The following is an 18941-nucleotide window of genomic DNA, read 5'->3' on the forward strand; positions in this document are numbered from 1 at the left end:
ACATCCCTGTCGCTGGTCGTACTGGTGAAAACGATCAGCGGGCAGGGGACGGTGTGGACGGGCAGCAGGCAGTTCGAGAGGTGTACGCCGCCTCGGCGGCGCGCCTGGTGGCGCAGCTCTACGGGGTCACCGGCGACTATGCCGAGGCCCAGGACGCGGTGCACGAGGCGTTCGTCCGGGCGTTGGCCCGACCCGGCCGGTTCCGGCAGGTCGCGAACCCGGAGGCGTGGCTGCGTACGGTCGCGTTGAACGTGGCCCGCTCCCGGTACCGCCGGCGGATGGTCTTCGACCGCCTGCTCCGGTCCGGGCGGCTGACCAACCCGGACTCCGGTCGGGCGGAGCTGTCGCCGGACCATGTCGCGCTGGTCGCCGCCCTGCAACGGCTGCCCCGGGCGACCCGGGAATCCGTGGTCCTGCACCACATCGGCGACCTGTCGGTGGCCGAGGTCGCCGCGACGCAGAACTGCTCGGTGGAGGCCGTCAAGACCCGGCTGTTACGCGGTCGACGGGCGCTCGCCGCGCACCTCGGCGAGCCGGACAGCGGCCTTCCCGGACCCACGACCGCCGCCAGGGCCAAAGCCGCCGCGGGATCCGCGGCCGCCGGAGACCCGGCTGCCGCCCAGCCACCGCTGCGCCGCCGGTGACCGCGCCGGATCCGTCATCGACCAGTCCGCACCACCATCGGAGAACCCACATGCCGACACTCGACTTCACCGACCTCGAACGTGCTGCCCGGGACGCCTACAAGCCGCAGTTCGCGGAGCTGGAACGCCGGGCCCGGCACCGCCGCCGGCGTACCAGGGTCGCGGGGGCGACACTGCTGGCCGCGGCCGTCACGGTCGGGTCCGGTACGGCGCTGAACGGACTCTCCCGGGACGACGGCACGTCGTACGGCACGGCGCTGTCCGGCGTCCGGCTCGACGCCACACCCGAGTTCATCCCGACGCCGGACCCGAGCGGCAGCCCGGACGCCGGTACGCCGAGCCGGCAGATCGGCGGGGTGATGGTGGCCGGCGACCTGGACCACCTGTACGTCCGCTACCGCGACTGCCAGGGACAGACCTGCCAGATCCGGGTCGCGGCAACGGCCGACCAGGGCGGGACCTGGCGGACCTGGCCACTGCCGGTCCCGCCGGACAGCATGGTCGACCTGCGGACGGCCGGCCCACAGACCCTGGTGGCCTGGGTCCAGGATCCCTTCGGTGACGGCGACCTGCCCCGGCAGTACTGGTTGTCCAGCCTCGACGGCGGGCAGACCTGGCGGGAGGTGCCGGTCCGGGAGGTGCCGGCCCTGCCCCCGGACGCCCGCCCGCTGATGGCGGACCCCGCGCTGAACCTGTTCACGGTCCTGGCCGTCGACCCAACCACCGGGGAGGTGTTGAGACTGGCCGAGCCGGTCCGAATGGGCGCGCCCGAACTGTTCGACGGCGGGCCGGTCGGCGGCGGACTCTGGGTGACCGGATACGCCGACCGGACCGTGGGCCAGGTCCACGAACCCGACGGCAGCATCTCGTTCAGCAAGGTGACGTACCTGGACCCCACGGTCGAGGTCAGCCGCGACGGCGGGCGTACCTGGCGGCGGACCGTACTGCCGGAGGAGGTCCGGGCCGAGGGGTCAAACGAGTTCGCGCTGGCGGTGCACGGCGACACGGCGTACGTCGTCCTCCGGGACGACGGTGAGCTGCGGATCTTCCGCAGCACCGACCAGGGGCGGAGCTGGCGGCGCGCGGCGGGTACCGCCCGGGTCGGCGAGCGGATCATCGAGGCCGGCGTACGCCCCGACGGGGTGCTGCTGATCCAGGCCGGTGTGCTGGCCGGCGAGGACCCGGTGATGTACGCCAGCGCCGACGGGGGTGAGACGCTGCGCCCGGTGCGGCTCGGTCCGGGCGCCTCGGCGGTCGCCGTACCCGGCGGTTACGTCCAGGCCGAATACCAGGACCGTACCGGTGCGTGGCTCTCCACCGACGGCACCACCTGGTCCTACGTACCCGCTCCGACGACCTCCTGACGGACCCGGGACGAGCGGGGTGACCCGCCGCCCGGTACGGCGGCCGGTCACTGCTCGCTGGTGACCACCAGAACCTTGCCGACCGCGGAGTTCTGCACCGCCGCGTGCGCCTCGGCGATGTCGGCCAGCGGGTAGTAGTGCAGTGGCAGGCCGGCGTCGGTACCGACCCGGAGCACCCCGGCGGCCGCCCCCGCCGCGACGTCCTCGACAGCCTGTGCCTTGGCCACTGCGGGCAGCGTGTAGACCAGGACACCCTGCCACCGTACGTTCGAGATCATCATCGGTCGGACGGGCAGGGTGAGCGGTGCCCCGTCGTCGTCGGCGTAGCAGGCGACCGCCCCGGTGGAGCCGATCACCTGGCGGTCGATCTCGGCGTTGCGGGCGGCGGCGACCTCGACGATCGCGTCCACCCCGTCCGGCGCGATCTTCCGGATCTCGGCCACCACGTCCTCGTCCCGGTAGTTGATCACGTACGACGCGCCGGCCGCGACCGCGAGCTGGGCCTTCTCCGCGCTGCTGACCGTGGCGACGACGGTGGCGTCGGCCCAGCGGGCCAACTGGATCGCCGCGTTGCCGACCGCGCCCGCACCGCCCTGCACCAGGACCGTCCGCCCGGTGAGGGCGCCGACGTCGAGCCGGTTCGGCATGGTCTCGCCGACGGTGAGGCAGCGGTGCGCGGTCAGGAACGGGATGCCGAGGCTCGCCCCCAGGTCGAACGAGGCCGCGCCGAGGCGTACCACCTGGCGGACCGGGACCAGGGTGTACTCGGCCGCCGTCCCCCAGGGCCGCTGCCAGGCCGCCTCCCAGATCCAGACCCGCTCGCCGAGCAGTTTCGCGTCGACACCGGTGCCGACCGCCTCGATCACGCCCGCGCCGTCCTGGTTCGGGATCTGCCAGCCGCCCTTCGGCGGCGCCCCGGACCCGTCACCCTGGCGGGCCTTCCAGTCGGTCGGATTGATGCCGGAGACCGCCACCCGGACCAGCACCTCGCCCGGGCCGGGTTCGGGCACCGGCTGGTCGACCACCTCGAGCACCGACGGGTCTCCGGTACGGCGGTAGACGGCTGCCTTCATCCTCGACTCCTCACCCGGCGCTGCCAATCTGGATCACCTTCTCATCCCCGCCCGGCGGGCGCTCGGTCTCCGGGTGGCCGATCTCCCATTCCGCCCCTGTTCCCGTTCCATCCTGCTCCCGGGCGGGCGACAAAAGACACGGATCTGAAACCCAGTCAGGGATTGTTCAGGTTTGTCGGGTAGGACTGGTGGGCAAGGGTCGTTCGGGGCAAACCGCCCGTGGAGCGTGGAGAGAGGCCGATGACACCGTCACCTGACACCGCGGTCGCGGCTCCGGCCCGGTCCACGGCTGAGGGCGACGCGCCCGCCACGCCCCCGACCGACGAGACGCCCGCCGAGCGGTCCCCGGCCGGGGGACGGGAGCGCTACCTCGACATGTGGCGGGCCGCCGCGCTCGTCCGGGTGGTGACGTACCACGTCCTCGGCTGGCTCTGGCTGACCGTGCTGTTCCCCGCGATGGGACTGATGTTCGCCCTCGCCGGGTCACTGATGGCCAACTCGCTGGACCGGACCGGGAACAGCGCGGTACGCCGCCGACTGCGCCGACTGCTGCCGCCGTTGTGGGGATTCGGCGCGGTGGCGGTGACCCTGCTGATGGTGGCCGGTTGGCGTACGGCTCCGGGCGCCCAGCTCGGCTGGGGCGAACTCGTCTGGTGGATCTTCCCCGCCCGTACGCCGCCGGTCAGTGACCAGTCCTGGGCGTGGGCGTACAACACCGTGCTCTGGTACATCGTCACGTACCTGTGGCTGGTGCTGCTCTCGCCGGTGCTGTGGCCGGCGTTCCGGCGCTGGCCCTGGCAGACCCTGGCGGTCGCGGCCGCGCTGCCGATCGCCTTCAGGTTCAACGTGGTGAACGTGGGTGGCTACTTCAACGAGCAGGCCACCAACGTCAGCTCGTACCTGGCCTGCTGGCTGCTCGGTTTCGCGCACCACGACGGGCTGCTGCGCCGGATCCCGGCCCGGCGGTACGCACTCGCGGTCGCCGCGCTCGCCCTGACCGGTGCCACCTGGGTGCTCTACCTCGGCTGGTCGACCGGCAACTACGACCTGAACCGGATGCAGGGCGCCAACACCCTCTGGTCGCTCGCCTTCATCGCGGCGGTGTTCCGGTTCCGCCCCCGGCTCGACTGGCTGGGGCGGATCCGCCCGCTGGACCGCCTGGTCGAGTTGTTGAACGCCCGCGCGGTGACGATCTACCTGTGGCACCTGCCGGCCGGTGTGCTCGCCGGATCGCTGATCGCGCCGGTCGCGCTCTCCGGCGGGTGGCTGACGAACATCGTCTTCCGACTGGCCGTGGTCTGGGCGCTGGTCGCCGTCGCGGTGGTGTTGTTCGGCTGGATCGAGGACCTCGCGGCCCGGCGCCGGCCCGCGCTGGTTCCGGCCCGGGTCAGCCCGGCCCGGCCCCGTCCGGTCCGGGCCGGCGCCGGGGTGCCGGTCAGCCCCGCCCCGGCCGCGGCGGTTGTGGCCGGTGCCGTTCCGGTCGGCGCGTCACCGGTCGCTCCCGTTCCGGCAGACCCGGATCCGGTCGGCCGGTCGGCGACGGTACGGGCGGCGACCGGGGGAGCTGCCGTGCCGACCGCCCGCCGCCCGGTCCGGTCCGGCACCTCCGGGACCCGTTGGCACGGGGCGATGGTCTCCACGGTGGGCCTGCTCGCCGCCGGCCTGGCGGTGATGGCCTTCAACCTGTGGCCGGGGGTGACGACCCGCGCCCCGCAGGCGGTCCGGCAGGAGGTCACCTACCACCTGTCGGATCTCCCGATGCTGGTCGACGGGGCGTCCCCGCAGGCGGCGAAGGCGGTGCTGCCCGCGACGGCGGACACCCCGACCGCGACCCCGGGCAGCGTGACCCTGCACGGCGAGGTCTTTCCGCGAGCGGTCCTCACCGCCGCGCCCAGCCGGGTCCGGGTCCAGCCGCCGGCCGGTTGCGAACGTCTCCAGGCGGTGATCGACGTCAGCGCCGACAACGCCCAGGTCACCTTCGCGGTCCGGGCCGACGACGTGACCGTCTTCGAGTCCGGGGCACGCGGCCCGACGGACGGTTCGGAGCGGATCGACGTCGACGTCGCCCGGGCCAGCTATGTCGATCTGGTCACCAGCAGCCCGTCCGGTGGTGCCGTCGGGGTCTGGGCGGACCCCCGCTTCGTCTGCGCCACCTGACCCTCACCGGTGCGCCGCCGGCCAGCCGGTACCGGCCGTCGGCGCACCGGTGCCCGGGTCAGCGGGACCGGAGCACCACGTCCTTGCCGAGGTCGCCCCAGCCGGTCTCGCGGGCCCGGGCCACGGCGTCCCGGAGCTGTGCCTCGTCCACCGGCTGTTCGACGCCGCCGCGTTGCAGCGCCACGCGGAAGTGCGTGGCGAGGTAACCGAGCAGGTCGTCGTCGGCGTGCAGTACCTCGCAGATCCCGGCGACCCGGCGGCCGTGGAACAGGCGGGTCATCCCCTCCAGCGCGGCCTGCTCGTGACCCTCCACATCGATCTTGAACAGTACGGTGTCGTCGGACTGCGGCCGGATCCGCTCGTCCAACCGGAAGCACTCCACCTCCACGCCCCGGCTGTTCGGCACCCGCAGGGACGCCACTCCGGTGTGTTGGTGCAGGTAGAGCTGGGCGGTCGCGGAACGGTCGCTGGCCGCCCCGGCGTGCAGCACGGTGCCGGGGTAGTCGGCCGCGGCCATCGCGACGGTTTTCCGCAACCACGGCAGCACGGCCGGATTCGGTTCGACAAGATGCAGTTCCCGGAGCCCGTAGTACGAGGTGCTGAACGCCACCTCGCCGTAGTTGGCGCCCACGTCGATGGCGACGGTCGGGCGTAGCTCGGTCACCAGGCGGCGCCAGGCGGCGACCGCGTTGCGGTCCAGGTTTCCCTTGTAGACGGCGAGTTCGGTGCCGCGACTGTCGGTGTGGTCGGCGTGCAGGACGACGCCGATCTCGTTGCGGAAGGCTCCGTCCCGGGTCCGGAGGGCGATTCGATGGGCGGCTCGACGGACGTGGTGCGCGCCGGACTGGTGGAAGGCGCGGCGGAGCGTCGATCGAAAAGTTGGCATACCGTTGACCGTTCTCGCTGCTCATGAAGGTACTGACGGGCCGATGACCGGCAGGCCGAGTTGGCCAGCTACCTCCTCCGGTAGGTCTGCTCCGACGGGCATCGTAAGCAGATAACTACCTAGAGCAACAGATTTGACGCCGAGGTAAGTGATATGTGGAAATATCTCGGATTATTCGTACGTCGAACCCGCGGGACGGGCGCCGACCGGCCCGCAGCCGTACCGGGCGCCGGTGCCGGACCGCGATCCGCCTGCCCGGCACGCCTGTCCGACCCCGGATCCGCAGGGTCGGACGGGCCGAGCTGACCCCCCGGGAAGTCGTACCCAGGGTGGGCCGGGACGACCCTGACGGATAGCCGACAGCCGCCCGCCCGGGACGCGGCGGGTCGACCGGCCGGCCGGAGGCGGACCGGTCAGCCCGGCAGGTGGGCGGCGGTGAGCTCGCCGAGGACGCCGTACAACCGCTGCGCGCTGTGCGGGTCGAAACCGGGCCGGGCCAGATCGACCGGACTGCCCCGGCGCAGGGCGGTCAGGGGCCGGGTGGGCGGCTCGGCCAACAGGTCGAGCAGCGGCGGAACCGCCTGCTCGACCCGGGCGGCGAAAAGCCTCGCCATGACCCTGACCAGGGTCCGGACCGGTTGCCGGAACGGCTCGGCCAGTCCGGTGTCGACAAAGAGCGGGTTGTAGAGCACGTACCGGATGGTGGTGTGCGCGTACCGGGCGGCGAAGGCGACGCCGAGCAGGTCGTTCGCCCGGGCGCCCTGCATGGTGGCCCGGAGGCCGCCGTACCGCCGTCGCAGTTGAAGATCGTCCCAGTGGATCCGGCCGGCCGGCGGACCACCCGTCCCGCAGAGGTTCAGGATCACCGGCCGGGTCGCCCGGGCCAGCGGCTCCCGCAGCAACTCGGGCAGGAGAAACCGGTTCAGGACGTAGAGCGCGAAGGTCCGTTCGAAACCCTCGCCGGTCTCGGTCCGGCCGGGGTGGTAACGAAAGGCGCCGAGGACCAGGGCGTCGACGACGTCGTACCGGCGGCGCAGCTCCTCGGCGAACCCCCTCGTCGCGGCCACCGAACCCAGGTCGACCTGGTGGAGGTCGAGCCGATCCTCGGCCGCCAGTCGGGCCGCGTCGGCCCGCAGGGCGGCACCCCGGGCGGCGCCGCTGCCCACCGCGACCACCCGGTCGCCGGAGGCGAGCAGCCGCCGGGCCAGCTCCCGACCGATGCCACCGGTACCACCCGTGATCACCACGGTTCTCATCCGTCGTCCCCTCCGCCGCACTGTGGATACGCTGATCCTTCGGCGAGACGGCGGACGGCGAAAGAAGGCACATCAATGTCCCCTGAGCACGGCGACTCCCCGGGTACGGCGACAGCGGCGGGTGTCGCGATCCGGGTTCCGGTCACCCCTGCCGACCGGGCGGCCTGCTCGGCGAAGGACGTCCTGCAGCGGGTCGGCGACAAGTGGAGCCTGCTGGTGCTCGCCCTGCTCAGCCAGCGCCCGTACGGCTTCAACGAGCTGGACCGCGCGGTGCCCGGGCTGAGCCGGCGGATGTTGACCCGTACGCTGCGGAACCTGGTCCGGGACGGGCTGGCCAGCCGGACCGCCCGCCCCGGCGTCGCCGCCCGGGTGGAGTACGCCCCGACCGACCTGGCGCGTTCGCTGTTGCCGCTGGTGCTCGCGCTCGGCGAGTGGGCGGTGGCCCACCAGCCCGTCATCGAGGCGGCCCGGGCCCAGCACGACGCGGGGTCGCCCGCCCCCTGATCCGGTGCTGATCGCCGGAAAGCCGGTGCGGAGGTGACCCGGCGGCGAGGATGGGCCCATGCGGGCAGTGCTGATGCGACGGAACGGCGGACCGGAGGTCCTGGAGGTCGTGGAGGTCCCCGATCCGGAGCCCGGTCCCGGCCAGCTCCTGGTCGACGTCAGCGCCGCCGGGGTCAACTTCGCCGACGTCTACCAACGCCAGGGAACCCCGCCGTACGGCGGCGAGTTGCCGGCGGTGCCCGGCCAGGAGGGCGTTGGCACGGTACTGGCGGTCGGGCCGGACGTGGAGGGCTTCGCCGAGGGGGACCGGGTCGCCTGGGCCGACGTACCGGGCAGTTACGCCACCCGGATCGCCGTGCCGGCCGACCGGGCGGTGCCGGTGCCGCCGCAGGTCGATCCCAGGAACGCGGCGGCGGTGATGCTGCAGGGGATGACCGCGCACTACCTGTCGCACACCAGCTACCCGGTGGCGAGCGGCGATCCGGTGGTCGTGCACGCGGCGGCCGGTGGGGTCGGGCTGCTCCTGACCCAGTTGGTCAAGCTGCGCGGCGGCACCGTGATCGGCACGACCTCGACCGACAGGAAGGGCGATCTGGCCCGCCAGGCCGGCGCCGACCACGTCGCCCGGTACGACACCTTCCTCGACGTGGTCCGCGAGGTCACCGGGGGAGCCGGCGCGGCGGTGGTGTACGACGGCGTCGGCCGGACCACCTTCGACCACAGCCTGGCCGCGTTGCGTCGCCGGGGCCTGCTGGTCTTCTACGGCGCGTCCAGTGGGGACGTGCCACCGTTCGACACCGCGCGGCTCGCCGCCGGCGGGTCGCTCTATCTGACCCGGCCGAGTCTGCCGGCGCACATCGCCACCCGGGACGAGCTGCTCAAGCGGGCCGCCGACGTGTTCGGCTGGGTCGCCGAGGGGCGGCTGACCGTACGGGTCGGCGGGACGTACCCGCTCAGCGACGTGTCCCGGGCACACGCCGACCTGGAGGGGCGGCGTACCACCGGCAAGGTGCTGCTGCTGCCGGAGTGAGGCCGGGCCGGTTCAACAGGTGGAGTGGATGAGCGCGCCGACGGGTTCCGCCGCGACGGCCAGGGTGTGGTAGATCTCGACCGCCTGGTCGGTCCGGGCGACCTGCACCTCGACGCCGCGTTCCGCCAGGAAGCGCAGGGTGGCCGGGTCGACCCGCAGCTGTCCCTCGAAGCCCTCGGCGAGCACCACCCGGGTGGCCCCGTTGGCGAGCAGTTCCTCGACGTCGGCGGGCTGGATGCCCGGCTCGTGCCGGGTGCCGGTCTCGGTCCAGTCCCACGGCCGGCCGCCGCCCGGCCAGAGCTTGAAGTCCTTGCCCTCGCCGACCTCGTCGACCACCATCCGGCCCCAGGAGATCTCGACGATCCGGGGCGACCGGGCCGGCGGCACGTTCTCCTCGGTCAGTTCGGTGATGTCGCCGATGATCAGCGCGGCGAGCTGTTCGGCATCCGGGTCCAGCGGGTACGACCCGTGCGGCACCGCCACCACCCGCATCCCGGCGGCGGCGGCCGACCGTACCCCGTTGCTGGAGTCCTCGACCGCGACGCACCGGCCGGCCGGTACGCCGAGCCGCCCGGCGACCGTGAGGTAGACGTCCGGGGCCGGTTTGCCCCGGGGCACCTCCTCGGTGGAGAGGGTCACCCGGAACGCGTCGGTCAGTCCGGTGGCGGCCAGCGCGACCTCGATCAGCCGGGTCGGTGAGGAACTGGCCAGGCCGAGCGGCCAGTGGCCGGCGAGTCGACGGACCACCTCGACGGCACCGTCGATGACCGGCAGGTGCTGCCGGTACTCGTCGGCCATCTCCTCGACCACGTCGGTGGCGATCTGCTCCGGCGGGCCGGCCACGCCCAGCTCGTCGTGCAGGTAGGCGGCCCATTCGCCGGTGCTCATCCCCATCAGCCGGCGCTGGGTGTCGGGCTGCCACCGGCCGCCCCGGGTGTCGACGTACCGTCGGCGGACGCGTTCCCAGACCGGCTCGGAGTCCACCAGCACGCCGTCCAGGTCAAAGATCACCGCGTCCACCACGGTTCCATCCTGCCTCATCGGCCGGTGCGGTTCAGGGCGCCGGCCCGACCCGCGTCGCGACACCTCCCGGCCGGTCAGGCGTCCGGCAGGAGGCGGTCCACCATGGTCCCGATCAGTTCGTCGAGCGGGTACGGCGCCAGCAGGTCGGGCACGGTGAGGTCGTCGATGATCAGCCCGAGCATGGCGAGGTAGAGCAGCACCACCCCGGTACGCCCACCGGGCAGCCCGGCGTCGAGGTGGAACCGTACGTTGCTCTCCAACTCCTCGGCGGAGAAGCGGGCCAGCTCGGTGTGCAGTTCGGGGCGTCGGGTCGCCTCCAGGCGCAGTTCCAACATGGCCAGGTGGACACTGCGCTCCCGGCGCATCCGCTCGACGAGCTGCCGCATCAGCGTACGGACCAGGGCGTGGTCGGGCGGGGCGGCCATGGTTTCGGCCATGTCGGCCGGGTCCGGGGTGAGTCGTTCGCGGGTCCGCCCCAGCACCTGCCCCAGCAGCTGTGCCCGGTTGGCGAAGTAGTTGGACGCGGTGCCGGTGGGTACGCCCGCCTCGGTGTCGACGGCCCGCAGGGTCAGCCCGCGTGACCCCTCCCGGGCGAGGACCTCGATGGCGGCGTCGAGCAGCGCGGTGCGGCGGGCAGGGTTCTGGCGCATGGCGGTCTCCAGGTAGGTCACTTGACACCACTGCAAGTACAGTACTAACTTCAAATCACTGCAAGTACAGTACTTCATCCGGAGTGCTAAGCCTGATGATCGGAACCGCATGCGAAAACTGACCTACTACGTCGCGGTCACCCTGGACGGCTTCATCGCCGGCCCAAACGGGGAGTTCGACTTCTTCCCGTTCGAGGGGGAGTTCGCGGCGGAGATCCTCACCGAATTCCCCGAGACGATTCCCGGGCACGCCCGGGAGCCGCTGGGCCTGACCGGGGTGCCCAACAAGCGGTTCGACACCCTGGTGATGGGGCGCGGGACGTACGAGCCCGCACTGGAGATCGGTGTCACCAGCCCGTACCCGCAACTGCGCCAGTACGTCTTCTCGACCACCCTGACCTCGACCGATCCTGAGGTGGAGATCGTCGCCAGCGATCCCGCCGGCTTCGTCCGGGACCTGAAGCGGCGTGACGGCGGCGGCATCTGGCTGGTCGGCGGCGGAAAGCTCGCCGGCGCGCTGCTGGACCAGATCGACGAACTGATCGTCAAGCGGAGCCCGATCGTCGCCGGCGCCGGCATCCCGATGTTCGACGCCGCCTTCGGACCGGTCCGGTTCGCGCCGACCGACAGCCGCAGCTTCGCCGAGGGCGTCACCATCAGCACCTACACCCGGATGTGAACCGGAGTCGGGCCGGCCGCCGGTGCCGGACTCAGTCGGGTATCGGACCAAGATTACTGACTGTTCACTCAGGTCCGAGATGATGTTCGACATTGGTGTCGATCATTGTCAACAGGGGGCTGAGATGCGAAGACTGATCGGGATCCGAGCTCTGGTGGCGGCCGCGTCGGCAACGGTCGGCGTCGTCGCGGTCGCCCCACCCGGGTACGCCGACCCGTCTCCCACGCCGTCGTCGGCGTCGGTGGTCCGGGCCGTCGAGGTACCGGAGACCTGCCCGGAGGGCGGCGCCGAGTGTGTCGACGGCACCATCAGCGAGCTGGGCGAACGGTTCGCCGGCCTCGGCCGGGCCTGCGCCCACCACACCACCTTCACCCTGGCGTACCTGCGTACCACCCAGGGCTTCAAGTGGGGACGCGACCAGGGGATCTTCACCGACAACCGGTGGGTCAACCGGGAAGGCGCGCTCTTCGCCGAGTACTACTACCGGGCGTACGACGACTGGGCCGCCGGCCGGCGTTCGGCGGTACCGGCAGCCTGGCTCGCCGCCCTCGACGCGGCCCGGGACCGCCGGCTCACCGGCGCCGGCGACCTGATGCTGGGCATGAGCGCGCACATCAACCGCGACCTGCCGTACGTCCTGGCGCAGGTCGGCCTGACCAGGCCGGACGGCACCAGCCGCAAGCCCGACCACGACCGGGTCAACCAGATCCTCGCCGAACTGGTGGACCCGCTGCTCGCCGAACTGATCGCCCGGTACGACCCGGACGGCTTCGACGTCGGCATCCCACCGGAGGTGGTTCTCGGGTTGCTCGTCAGCTGGCGTGAGCAGGCCTGGCGGAACGCGGTACGACTGACCAACGCCCGCAACCCGTTCACCCGGGCGATCGTGGAGTTCGACATCGAGTCCAGCGCGGTGGCGACCGCCGCCGGACTGGCGACGCTGACCAGCTACCTGCCGCCACTCACCGGCCCGGGCCCCCGGGCCGCCCACTGCGCGGCGCACCACGCCGACCCGCCGCCGGTGGCGTACCCGTTCGGGGTGCCGCCGGCGTACTGAGCCCTCCCCGACCGAACGGTTGGCGCCGTGACCCGGCACCGGGCACGGCGACAACCCGGCCTCGTTGACCGGCGGCTACGCCGGACCGTGGGTGGCAGCCGGCGACGCCGGACCGCAGCGGGTCAGGCCGACTTGCGGGCGGTCTTCTTCGCGGCGGTGCTCTTCTTCGCCGGGGCGGCCTTCTTGGCACCGGACTTCGCCGCGCCCCCCGACTTCGCCGCAGCGCCGGTCTTCTTCGCGGCGGTCTTCTTCGCCGCGCCGCCTCCACCGCCGGACTCGCCGACCGCCTTCTTCGCCGGCGCCTTCTTCTCCCCGGCCTTCTTCGCAGCGGCGGCCTGCTTCGCCGACTTCGCCGCCGAGATCGGGGTCGGTTTGCCGGCCCCGCCGCCGGCCGGCGCCTCGCCCCTGGCCGCCCGGGCCCGGTCCACCGAGGCGCGCAGCGCGGCCATCAGGTCGATCGCGGCCGCCGGCGCCTCCTCGACCTCCTCCGGCTGCACCACCTGCCGCCCCTCCACCTTGGCGTCGATGACCTCCTGCAGCGCGGCCCGGTAGTCGTCGGTGAAGACGTCCGGCTCGAACTCGCCGGCCATCGAGTCGATCAGTGAACTCGCCATCGCCAGCTCCGGCGGCCGTACGGTGATCTTCTCGTCGAGGAAGCCGAAGCCCGGCTGGCGGATCTCGTCGGGCCAGAGCATCGTGTTGAGCAGCAGCACACCCTCGCGGACCCGCAACGTGGCGAGCTGTTCACGCTGCCGCAGCGCCACCTTGACGATGGCCACCCGCTCCGAGTCGGTCAGCGCGTCCCGCAACAGCACGTACGGCTTGGTCGCGGCGCTCTCCGGCTCCAGGAAGTACGCCTTGTTGTAGAGGATCGGGTCGACCTGCTCCGCCGGCACGAACTCCAGTACGTCGATCGCGTGCGAGGTGCTCAACGGCAGCTCGGCGAAGTCCTCGTCGGTGAGGATGACCATCTCGCCACCGCCGATGTCGTACCCCTTGGCGATGTCGTCGTAGCTGACCTCCTCGCCGTCGACCGAGCAGACCCGCTTGTACTTGATCCGGCCGCCGTCGGTGCGGTGCACCTGGTGGAAGCGGATGTCCTTCTCCTCGGTCGCCGAGTAGACCCGGACCCCGATGGAGACCAGCCCGAACGAGACCGCGCCGCGCCAGATAGCCCGCATGACCGCACCTACCCCCATCCGGGCGCCAGATTCACCCGACCGAGTGAAAGAACCCCCTTGACCAGCCGGTACTACCCGTCCACGGCGTACCGAACACTGCCGTTGTGGACCAGAATCGCATCGATCGAATCGCCACGCGAGGCTTTCGGTGTGGTCCTAGAGTGAGGATCGTGCCCGGCCCGCCGGTCAAGCCGATGCTCGCCAGCACCGGGGAGCTGCCCACAGGCCCCGGCTGGGGGCATGAGTTCAAGTGGGACGGGGTCCGGGCGATCGGCGACTTCGCGGGCCCCGGCGAACTGCGGCTGTACGCCCGCTCCGGGGTCCAGATCACCGCCGCGTATCCCGAACTCGCGCCGCTCGGCGCGCAGCTCACCGAACGGGGACTGGCCGGGGCGGTACTCGACGGCGAGGTGGTGGTGCTGACCGAGAGCGGGCAGCCGTCGTTCACCGCCCTCGCCGAGCGGATGCACGTGCGGGAGCCGAACCGGGCCGCCCGGCTGGCGGCGAGCCTGCCGGTGACGTACATGATCTTCGACCTGTTGCGCCGGGACGGGGAGGATCTGACCGGGTGGCCGTACCGGCGACGGCGGGCGGCGCTGGAGGAACTCGGGCTCGCCGGGAGCCGCTGGGCGGTGCCGCCGGTCTTTCCCGACGGCGTCGCCACCTACCAGGCCGCCAGTGAGCACGGCCTGGAGGGCGTGGTCGCCAAACGGTTCGACTCGGCCTACCGCCCCGGCGTCCGGTCACCGGACTGGGTCAAGGTGAAACTGGAGATCACCGCCGACTTCGTGGTGGGTGGCTGGCGTCCCGGCGTACGCCGGATCGGTGGCCTGCTGGTCGGGGTGCCGGCGCCGGACGGCGGCCTGGTCTACCGGGGCCGGGTCGGCGGCGGGATCGGCGCGGCGATCGAGCGGGAGTTGCTGGCCGTCCTGGAGCCGCTGCGGGCGGCGGCGTCCCCGTTCGTCGATCGGGTACCCCGGGAGGATGCCCGGGGCGCGATCTGGGTACGACCTGAGGTCGTGGTGGAGGTGAAGTACGGCCAGCGGACCCCGGACGGCCGGCTGCGGTTTCCCCGGATCCGCCGGTTGCGTACCGACAAGACGGCGGCGGAGGTCGACGATGCCGGTTGAGCGCACCGTGTTCCCTGCCGGACGGGAGGTCAGCGATGCCGGCTGAGCGGCGGGTGGTCCGGGTCGAGGTCGACGGACGTGACCTGGAGCTGTCCAATCTGGACAAGGTGCTGTACCCGGCGTCCGGGTTCACCAAGGGTGAGGTGATCGACTACTACACCCGGATCTCGAACGCGCTGCTGCCGCACCTGCGGAACCGGCCGCTGACCCGGATCCGCTACCCGAACGGCGTCGACGGCAACTCCTTCTTCGAGAAGAACGCCCCGGCCGGCACCCCGGACTGGGTACGCCTGGAGACCCTGCCCGCGCCCGGCTCCACCAAGGGCCGGGAGATGCTCGACTACGTCGTCTGTGACGACCTGCCGACCCTGGTCTGGCTGGCCAACCTCGCCGCCCTGGAGTTGCACACCCCGCAGTGGCAGGTCGGCGCCGACCCGGACCTGATGGTGATGGACCTGGACCCGGGTGCCCCGGCCGGGCTGGTCGAGTGCTGCGGGGTGGCGCTGCTGCTCCGGGAACGCCTCGCCGCCGACGGCATCGCCAGCTATCCGAAGACCTCCGGCAAGAAGGGGATGCAGCTCTGCTGCCCGGTCTCCGGACGGCAGTCGGCGGATGTCGTCTCCGGCTACGCCCACCGGGTCGCCGAGGAACTCGCCCGCGAGGCACCGAAGTTGATCACCGCTCAGATGGCGAAACGGCTCCGCCCCGGCAAGATCTTCATCGACTGGAGCCAGAACAACGCGGCGAAGACGACGGTGACGGCGTACTCGCTGCGGGCCCAGCCGAACCCGTCGGTCTCCACCCCGGTCACCTGGGCCGAGGTGGAGGCCGCGGCCGACGGGGAGGCGGGCGCCGTCCGCCAGTTCCCCGCCGCCGAGGTGCTGGACCGGATCGAGGAGTACGGCGACCTGCTGATCGACCTCCTCGACCACGGCCCGGAACTCCCGTCCCGCTGAGCCGGCCCGCTCTCGCCCGCCAGCCCGCTCTCGCCCCGCCGACCGGGGTGACCCTGGTCAGTCGACGCTCGGCAGCGGCGGCCCGAGTACGTCGTCGGCGTCGACGATCGTGTACGCGTATCCCTGCTCGGCGAGGAAGCGCTGCCGGTGGGCGGCGTACTCGGTGTCGATGGTGTCCCGGGAGACCACGGTGTAGAAGTGCGCCTGCCGGCGGTCCGCCTTGGGCCGGAGCACCCGGCCGAGCCGCTGCGCCTCCTCCTGCCGGGAGCCGAAGGTGCCGGAGACCTGGATCGCCACCGCCGCCTCCGGCAGGTCGATGGAGAAGTTGCCGACCTTGGAGATGACCAGGGTACGCAGCTCACCGGCGCGGAACGCGTCGAAGAGCCGTTCCCGCTCCTTGTTCGTCGTCGAACCCTGCACGATCGGCGCGTCGAGGGTCTCGCCCAACTCGTGCAGCTGGTCGATGTAGCCGCCGATGACCAGCACCTGGTCGCCGGCGTGCCGCCGCACCAGGGCCCGGACCACCGGCAGTTTGGTCCGGGCCGTCGCGGCCACCCGGTAGCGCTCCTCCGGCTCGGCGACCGCGTACGTCATCCGTTCGGCGTCGGTCAGGGTGACCCGTACCTCGACACACTCGGCCGGGGCGATCCAGCCCTGCGCCTCGATGTCCTTCCACGGCGCGTCGTACCGCTTCGGGCCGATCAGCGAGAAGACGTCGCCCTCCCGGCCGTCCTCCCGGACCAGGGTGGCGGTCAGGCCGAGCCGGCGGCGGGCCTGCAGGTCGGCGGTGAACCGGAAGATCGGCGCCGGCAGTAGGTGCACCTCGTCGTAGATCACCAGTCCCCAGTCCCGGGCGTTGAACAGGTCCAGGTGGGTGAAGGCGCCGCCGCGCCGGGCGGTCAGCACCTGGTACGTCGCGATGGTGACCGGCCGGATCTCCTTACGTTCTCCGGAGTACTCGCCGATCTCCTCCTCGGTCAGCGAGGTGCGGGCGACAAGTTCCCGCTTCCACTGCCGGCCGGCGACGGTGTTGGTGACCAGGATCAGGGTGGTCGCCTTCGCCTCCGCCATCGCGGCGGCACCGACAAGCGTCTTGCCCGCACCGCAGGGCAGCACCACCACGCCCGACCCGCCGGCCCAGAACTGCTCCACCGCCTCCCGCTGGTACGACCGCAGCTCCCAGCCGGGTCGTCCGTCGGTGGCGGCGGTGTCGAGGTCGATCGCGTGCGCCTCGCCGTCGACGTACCCGGCCAGGTCCTCGGCCGGCCAGCCGAGCTTGAGCAGCGCCTGCTTGAGCCGGCCGCGCTCGGACGGGTGCACGATCATCGTGTCGTCGTCGACCTTGCCGCCGAGCATGCCGGCGAGCTTCTTGCTCTTGGCGACCTCGATCAGCACCAGCCGGTCCAGGGCGTGCAGCACCAAGCCGTGGGTCGGGTGGGCGACGAGTTGCAGCCGCCCGTACCGGTCCATGGTCTCGGCGACGTCGACCAGCAGGGCGTGCGGCACCGGGTAGCGGGAGAACTTCAGCAGGGCGTCGACCACGCCCTCGGCGTCGTGCCCGGCGGCCCGCGCGTTCCAGAGCCCGAGCGGGGTCAGCCGGTAGGTGTGCACGTGCTCCGGCGAGCGTTCCAGCTCGGCGAAGGGGGCGATGGCCATCCGGCAGTCCTTCGCGTCGGGGTGGTCGATCTCCAGCAGCAGGGTCTTGTCCGATTGCACGATCAGTGGTCCGCCGCTCACATCGACATCCTTCCGTCGCAGGTCGGACGCCCCCGCGCCGACCCTCCAGTGTTGCACTCGGAAAACAGGGCGGAAAATTTCTTCACCCGGCGCAACCGAACCGGTACTCCCGTGCGTCTAGCTCTCGACGGCTTCTGGGGAGGACCAGATGGTATCCGCACATTTCGGCACCCGTCTTGTCGCTCTGGTGGCGGTCACCCTGTTCGGCGTCGGTGCGTGCGCGTTTGATCCGCAGACCGACCAGTCGGGAGCCGGCGGGCTCCGGCCGGCCGGTGACGTGGAGGACGCAACGGGGGCGAGCGCGCCGCCCACGCCGGACCGGAAGAAGGACGACTCGGACCAGGAGAAGAACGACTCGGACCGGAAGAAGGGCGAGCCTTCGCCGACCGCGACGACCACCCGGCCACCGGCCCCGACCCGGACCCCGACCTCGAAGCCGCCGTCCGGCTGCCCGCAGGGCGAGCGGCAGCGCGAGGTCGAGCGGCACCTCGCCCAACTCGGCGGTTTCGGCAGGGTCACCGTCGACGGCCGGCAGTCGGCCGCCGACTGCGAGGCGATCAAGAGGTTCCAGCGCCGGTACGACATCCGGCCTGCGCACGGCCGGGCCGGCCCGACCACCGCCGACGTCGCCCGCCGACTGGCCGAGACCGACACCGACCGGTGCCGGGCCGGTTCCGGTACGACGTTCTGCGTCGACCTGACCCGGCAGACCGTCTGGGCGATCCGGGACGGTCGGGTGGTCGTCCCGCCGACGGTCACCCGTACCGGCATGTCGGGGTACGCGACCCCGTCCGGGACGTACAGAATCAACTTCCGGAACGTGAAGGAGTGGTCGGACCCGTACGAGGTGTGGCTGCCGTACTGGCAGCGTTTCGTCGGCGGGATCGGCTTCCATCAGACCACCACCTACCTGCACGACAAGTCGATCGGCTCGCACGGCTGCGTCAACCTGCTCCCGAGCGACGCCCGCCGGCTCTGGGAACTCGGCAAGGTCGGCACCCGGGTCCACGTCATCGGCCGCCGCCCCGGCACCTGACCCGGCCGCCCGTTCCCGGGGCACCCGGGCCGGCCGCCCGTTGCCTCCCCTGGCACCTCTGGGCCGGCGGCCCGTTCCCGGGGGACCCGGGCCGGCGACCCGTTCCCAGGCACCTGGGCCGGCGGCCCCGGCACGCGGGCACTATTACCCGCCATGCCCTGTCGCAACCGGCGGGTGGATGCGAGTCTGGACGGGGAACGAACCGGTGGGAGGGCGCCAGATGACGGTTGACGGCGAGGTGCGACCCGAGACAGATCCTCCGGCCGCCCCTCCGGTCGATCCGTCGACCGCAGGCACGCTGCCCCCGGCCGCCGTCCCGTCCACCGACCCCGTCACGCCGCCGGAACCGGTGTCGCTGGTCACGGTGCTGGCGTACGCCACGGTCGCGGTGCTGCTGGCGATCTGGGTGCTCTTCGGCTGGCTGGTGCAGCAGCAGGGGTTCGTCGAATCGCTCGGCGAGGGGCTCGGCGCCGCCTTCACCCTGCTGCTGATCGTCTCCGTGATCGGCACGGTACGACGCAACCGCCGCCCCTGAGCCGTTAGGAAGGGCCCCTTCCTATCGCTTCTTGTATGGGAAG

At 72.1% G+C, this 18941-nt stretch carries 18 protein-coding genes and 1 pseudogene; 11 read left to right on the top strand and 8 right to left on the bottom strand.

Features of this window, described 5'->3' with window-relative positions; all coding sequences use genetic code 11:
- Positions 1 to 53 precede the first annotated feature (53 nt).
- Positions 54 to 644, top strand: a complete 591-nt coding sequence (locus tag V1633_RS23005; RefSeq protein WP_331216467.1) for an RNA polymerase sigma factor — start codon at positions 54 to 56, stop codon at positions 642 to 644.
- Positions 645 to 694: 50 nt separating this feature from the next.
- The gene (locus tag V1633_RS23010) at positions 695 to 2008 is read left to right on the top strand and encodes a sialidase family protein (protein WP_331216468.1); all 1314 of its coding nucleotides are present in this window, start codon (positions 695 to 697) and stop codon (positions 2006 to 2008) included.
- Between the two features lie 47 nt (positions 2009 to 2055).
- Here V1633_RS23010 and V1633_RS23015 read toward each other — a convergent pair whose 3' ends face one another.
- Positions 2056 to 3081 (bottom strand): NADPH:quinone reductase, encoded by a 1026-nt coding sequence (locus tag V1633_RS23015; protein WP_331216469.1) that lies wholly within the window; start codon positions 3079 to 3081, stop codon positions 2056 to 2058.
- Between the two features lie 240 nt (positions 3082 to 3321).
- Here V1633_RS23015 and V1633_RS23020 point away from each other — a divergent pair, with 240 nt between their 5' ends.
- Entirely contained in the window at positions 3322 to 5238 is a 1917-nt protein-coding gene (locus tag V1633_RS23020; protein WP_331216470.1) for an acyltransferase family protein, read from the top strand.
- Between the two features lie 58 nt (positions 5239 to 5296).
- Here V1633_RS23020 and V1633_RS23025 read toward each other — a convergent pair whose 3' ends face one another.
- The gene (locus V1633_RS23025) at positions 5297 to 6124 is read right to left on the bottom strand and encodes an FkbM family methyltransferase (protein ID WP_331216471.1); all 828 of its coding nucleotides are present in this window, start codon (positions 6122 to 6124) and stop codon (positions 5297 to 5299) included.
- Between the two features lie 413 nt (positions 6125 to 6537).
- Positions 6538 to 7380: an SDR family NAD(P)-dependent oxidoreductase gene (locus tag V1633_RS23030; protein ID WP_331216472.1), complete on the bottom strand. Its 843-nt coding sequence runs from the start codon at positions 7378 to 7380 to the stop codon at positions 6538 to 6540.
- A gap of 75 nt (positions 7381 to 7455) precedes the next feature.
- On the opposite strand from V1633_RS23030, the gene V1633_RS23035 reads away from it, so the two are divergent.
- Positions 7456 to 7884, top strand: coding sequence for a winged helix-turn-helix transcriptional regulator (locus V1633_RS23035; RefSeq protein WP_331216473.1), 429 nt, complete (start codon positions 7456 to 7458; stop codon positions 7882 to 7884).
- A 58-nt stretch (positions 7885 to 7942) separates the two neighbouring features.
- Positions 7943 to 8914: a quinone oxidoreductase family protein gene (locus V1633_RS23040; protein WP_331216474.1), complete on the top strand. Its 972-nt coding sequence runs from the start codon at positions 7943 to 7945 to the stop codon at positions 8912 to 8914.
- Between the two features lie 12 nt (positions 8915 to 8926).
- Here V1633_RS23040 and V1633_RS23045 read toward each other — a convergent pair whose 3' ends face one another.
- The 3 genes and pseudogenes from V1633_RS23045 to V1633_RS23055 all read right to left on the bottom strand — a co-directional run bounded on the left by V1633_RS23045 (position 8927) and on the right by V1633_RS23055 (position 10587).
- On the bottom strand, positions 8927 to 9301 hold the full coding sequence (locus V1633_RS23045; protein WP_331216534.1) for an Mth938-like domain-containing protein: 375 nt from the start codon (positions 9299 to 9301) through the stop codon (positions 8927 to 8929).
- A pseudogene (locus V1633_RS23050) lies at positions 9299 to 9955 on the bottom strand (HAD family hydrolase); the annotation flags it as partial. The gene V1633_RS23045 and the pseudogene V1633_RS23050, both read right to left, overlap by 3 nt.
- 56 nt (positions 9956 to 10011) lie before the next feature.
- Complete coding sequence (locus V1633_RS23055; protein WP_331216475.1) at positions 10012 to 10587, bottom strand: TetR/AcrR family transcriptional regulator; 576 nt, start codon at positions 10585 to 10587, stop codon at positions 10012 to 10014.
- 109 nt (positions 10588 to 10696) lie between these two features.
- Here V1633_RS23055 and V1633_RS23060 point away from each other — a divergent pair, with 109 nt between their 5' ends.
- Both V1633_RS23060 and V1633_RS23065 read left to right on the top strand, forming a co-directional pair.
- On the top strand, positions 10697 to 11266 hold the full coding sequence (locus V1633_RS23060) for a dihydrofolate reductase family protein (protein ID WP_331216476.1): 570 nt from the start codon (positions 10697 to 10699) through the stop codon (positions 11264 to 11266).
- 124 nt (positions 11267 to 11390) lie between these two features.
- The gene (locus V1633_RS23065; RefSeq protein ID WP_331216477.1) at positions 11391 to 12323 is read left to right on the top strand and encodes a DUF5995 family protein; all 933 of its coding nucleotides are present in this window, start codon (positions 11391 to 11393) and stop codon (positions 12321 to 12323) included.
- Positions 12324 to 12445: 122 nt separating this feature from the next.
- Here the strand turns inward: V1633_RS23065 and ku are convergent, their stop codons facing one another.
- Positions 12446 to 13504: a non-homologous end joining protein Ku gene (gene ku / locus V1633_RS23070; protein ID WP_331216478.1), complete on the bottom strand. Its 1059-nt coding sequence runs from the start codon at positions 13502 to 13504 to the stop codon at positions 12446 to 12448.
- Positions 13505 to 13674: 170 nt separating this feature from the next.
- On the opposite strand from ku, the gene ligD (V1633_RS23075) reads away from it, so the two are divergent.
- Together ligD (V1633_RS23075) and ligD (V1633_RS23080) are read left to right on the top strand one after the other, a co-directional pair.
- The gene (gene ligD, locus V1633_RS23075; RefSeq protein ID WP_331216479.1) at positions 13675 to 14634 is read left to right on the top strand and encodes a non-homologous end-joining DNA ligase; all 960 of its coding nucleotides are present in this window, start codon (positions 13675 to 13677) and stop codon (positions 14632 to 14634) included.
- Positions 14635 to 14669: 35 nt separating this feature from the next.
- A complete protein-coding gene (gene ligD / locus V1633_RS23080) occupies positions 14670 to 15590 on the top strand; it encodes a non-homologous end-joining DNA ligase (protein ID WP_331216480.1) in 921 nt (306 codons plus the stop codon).
- A gap of 57 nt (positions 15591 to 15647) precedes the next feature.
- Here ligD (V1633_RS23080) and V1633_RS23085 read toward each other — a convergent pair whose 3' ends face one another.
- Entirely contained in the window at positions 15648 to 17327 is a 1680-nt protein-coding gene (locus V1633_RS23085) for a DNA repair helicase XPB (protein ID WP_331216481.1), read from the bottom strand.
- Between the two features lie 148 nt (positions 17328 to 17475).
- On the opposite strand from V1633_RS23085, the gene V1633_RS23090 reads away from it, so the two are divergent.
- Together V1633_RS23090 and V1633_RS23095 are read left to right on the top strand one after the other, a co-directional pair.
- Positions 17476 to 18363 (top strand): L,D-transpeptidase family protein, encoded by an 888-nt coding sequence (locus V1633_RS23090; protein ID WP_331216482.1) that lies wholly within the window; start codon positions 17476 to 17478, stop codon positions 18361 to 18363.
- A gap of 220 nt (positions 18364 to 18583) precedes the next feature.
- Positions 18584 to 18898, top strand: coding sequence for a hypothetical protein (locus tag V1633_RS23095; RefSeq protein WP_407952084.1), 315 nt, complete (start codon positions 18584 to 18586; stop codon positions 18896 to 18898).
- Positions 18899 to 18941: the final 43 nt, after the last annotated feature.

The organism is Plantactinospora sonchi, assembly GCF_036422035.1.
Lineage (GTDB): Bacteria > Actinomycetota > Actinomycetes > Mycobacteriales > Micromonosporaceae > Plantactinospora > Plantactinospora sonchi.

What these genes read in the sequence shown, in the direction of transcription:
- V1633_RS23060 (WP_331216476.1), top strand. Translation starts at nt 10,697, where the DNA reads ATGCGAAAACTGACCTACTACGTCGCGGTCACCCTGGACGGCTTCATC.
- V1633_RS23025 (WP_331216471.1), bottom strand. Translation starts at nt 6,124, where the DNA reads ATGCCAACTTTTCGATCGACGCTCCGCCGCGCCTTCCACCAGTCCGGC.
- V1633_RS23015 (WP_331216469.1), bottom strand. Translation starts at nt 3,081, where the DNA reads ATGAAGGCAGCCGTCTACCGCCGTACCGGAGACCCGTCGGTGCTCGAG.
- V1633_RS23010 (WP_331216468.1), top strand. Translation starts at nt 695, where the DNA reads ATGCCGACACTCGACTTCACCGACCTCGAACGTGCTGCCCGGGACGCC.
- V1633_RS23030 (WP_331216472.1), bottom strand. Translation starts at nt 7,380, where the DNA reads ATGAGAACCGTGGTGATCACGGGTGGTACCGGTGGCATCGGTCGGGAG.
- V1633_RS23095 (WP_407952084.1), top strand. Translation starts at nt 18,584, where the DNA reads ATGACGGTTGACGGCGAGGTGCGACCCGAGACAGATCCTCCGGCCGCC.
- V1633_RS23040 (WP_331216474.1), top strand. Translation starts at nt 7,943, where the DNA reads ATGCGGGCAGTGCTGATGCGACGGAACGGCGGACCGGAGGTCCTGGAG.
- V1633_RS23055 (WP_331216475.1), bottom strand. Translation starts at nt 10,587, where the DNA reads ATGCGCCAGAACCCTGCCCGCCGCACCGCGCTGCTCGACGCCGCCATC.
- ligD (WP_331216480.1), top strand. Translation starts at nt 14,670, where the DNA reads ATGCCGGCTGAGCGGCGGGTGGTCCGGGTCGAGGTCGACGGACGTGAC.
- V1633_RS23035 (WP_331216473.1), top strand. Translation starts at nt 7,456, where the DNA reads ATGTCCCCTGAGCACGGCGACTCCCCGGGTACGGCGACAGCGGCGGGT.
- V1633_RS23065 (WP_331216477.1), top strand. Translation starts at nt 11,391, where the DNA reads ATGCGAAGACTGATCGGGATCCGAGCTCTGGTGGCGGCCGCGTCGGCA.
- V1633_RS23090 (WP_331216482.1), top strand. Translation starts at nt 17,476, where the DNA reads ATGGTATCCGCACATTTCGGCACCCGTCTTGTCGCTCTGGTGGCGGTC.
- V1633_RS23020 (WP_331216470.1), top strand. Translation starts at nt 3,322, where the DNA reads ATGACACCGTCACCTGACACCGCGGTCGCGGCTCCGGCCCGGTCCACG.
- ku (WP_331216478.1), bottom strand. Translation starts at nt 13,504, where the DNA reads ATGCGGGCTATCTGGCGCGGCGCGGTCTCGTTCGGGCTGGTCTCCATC.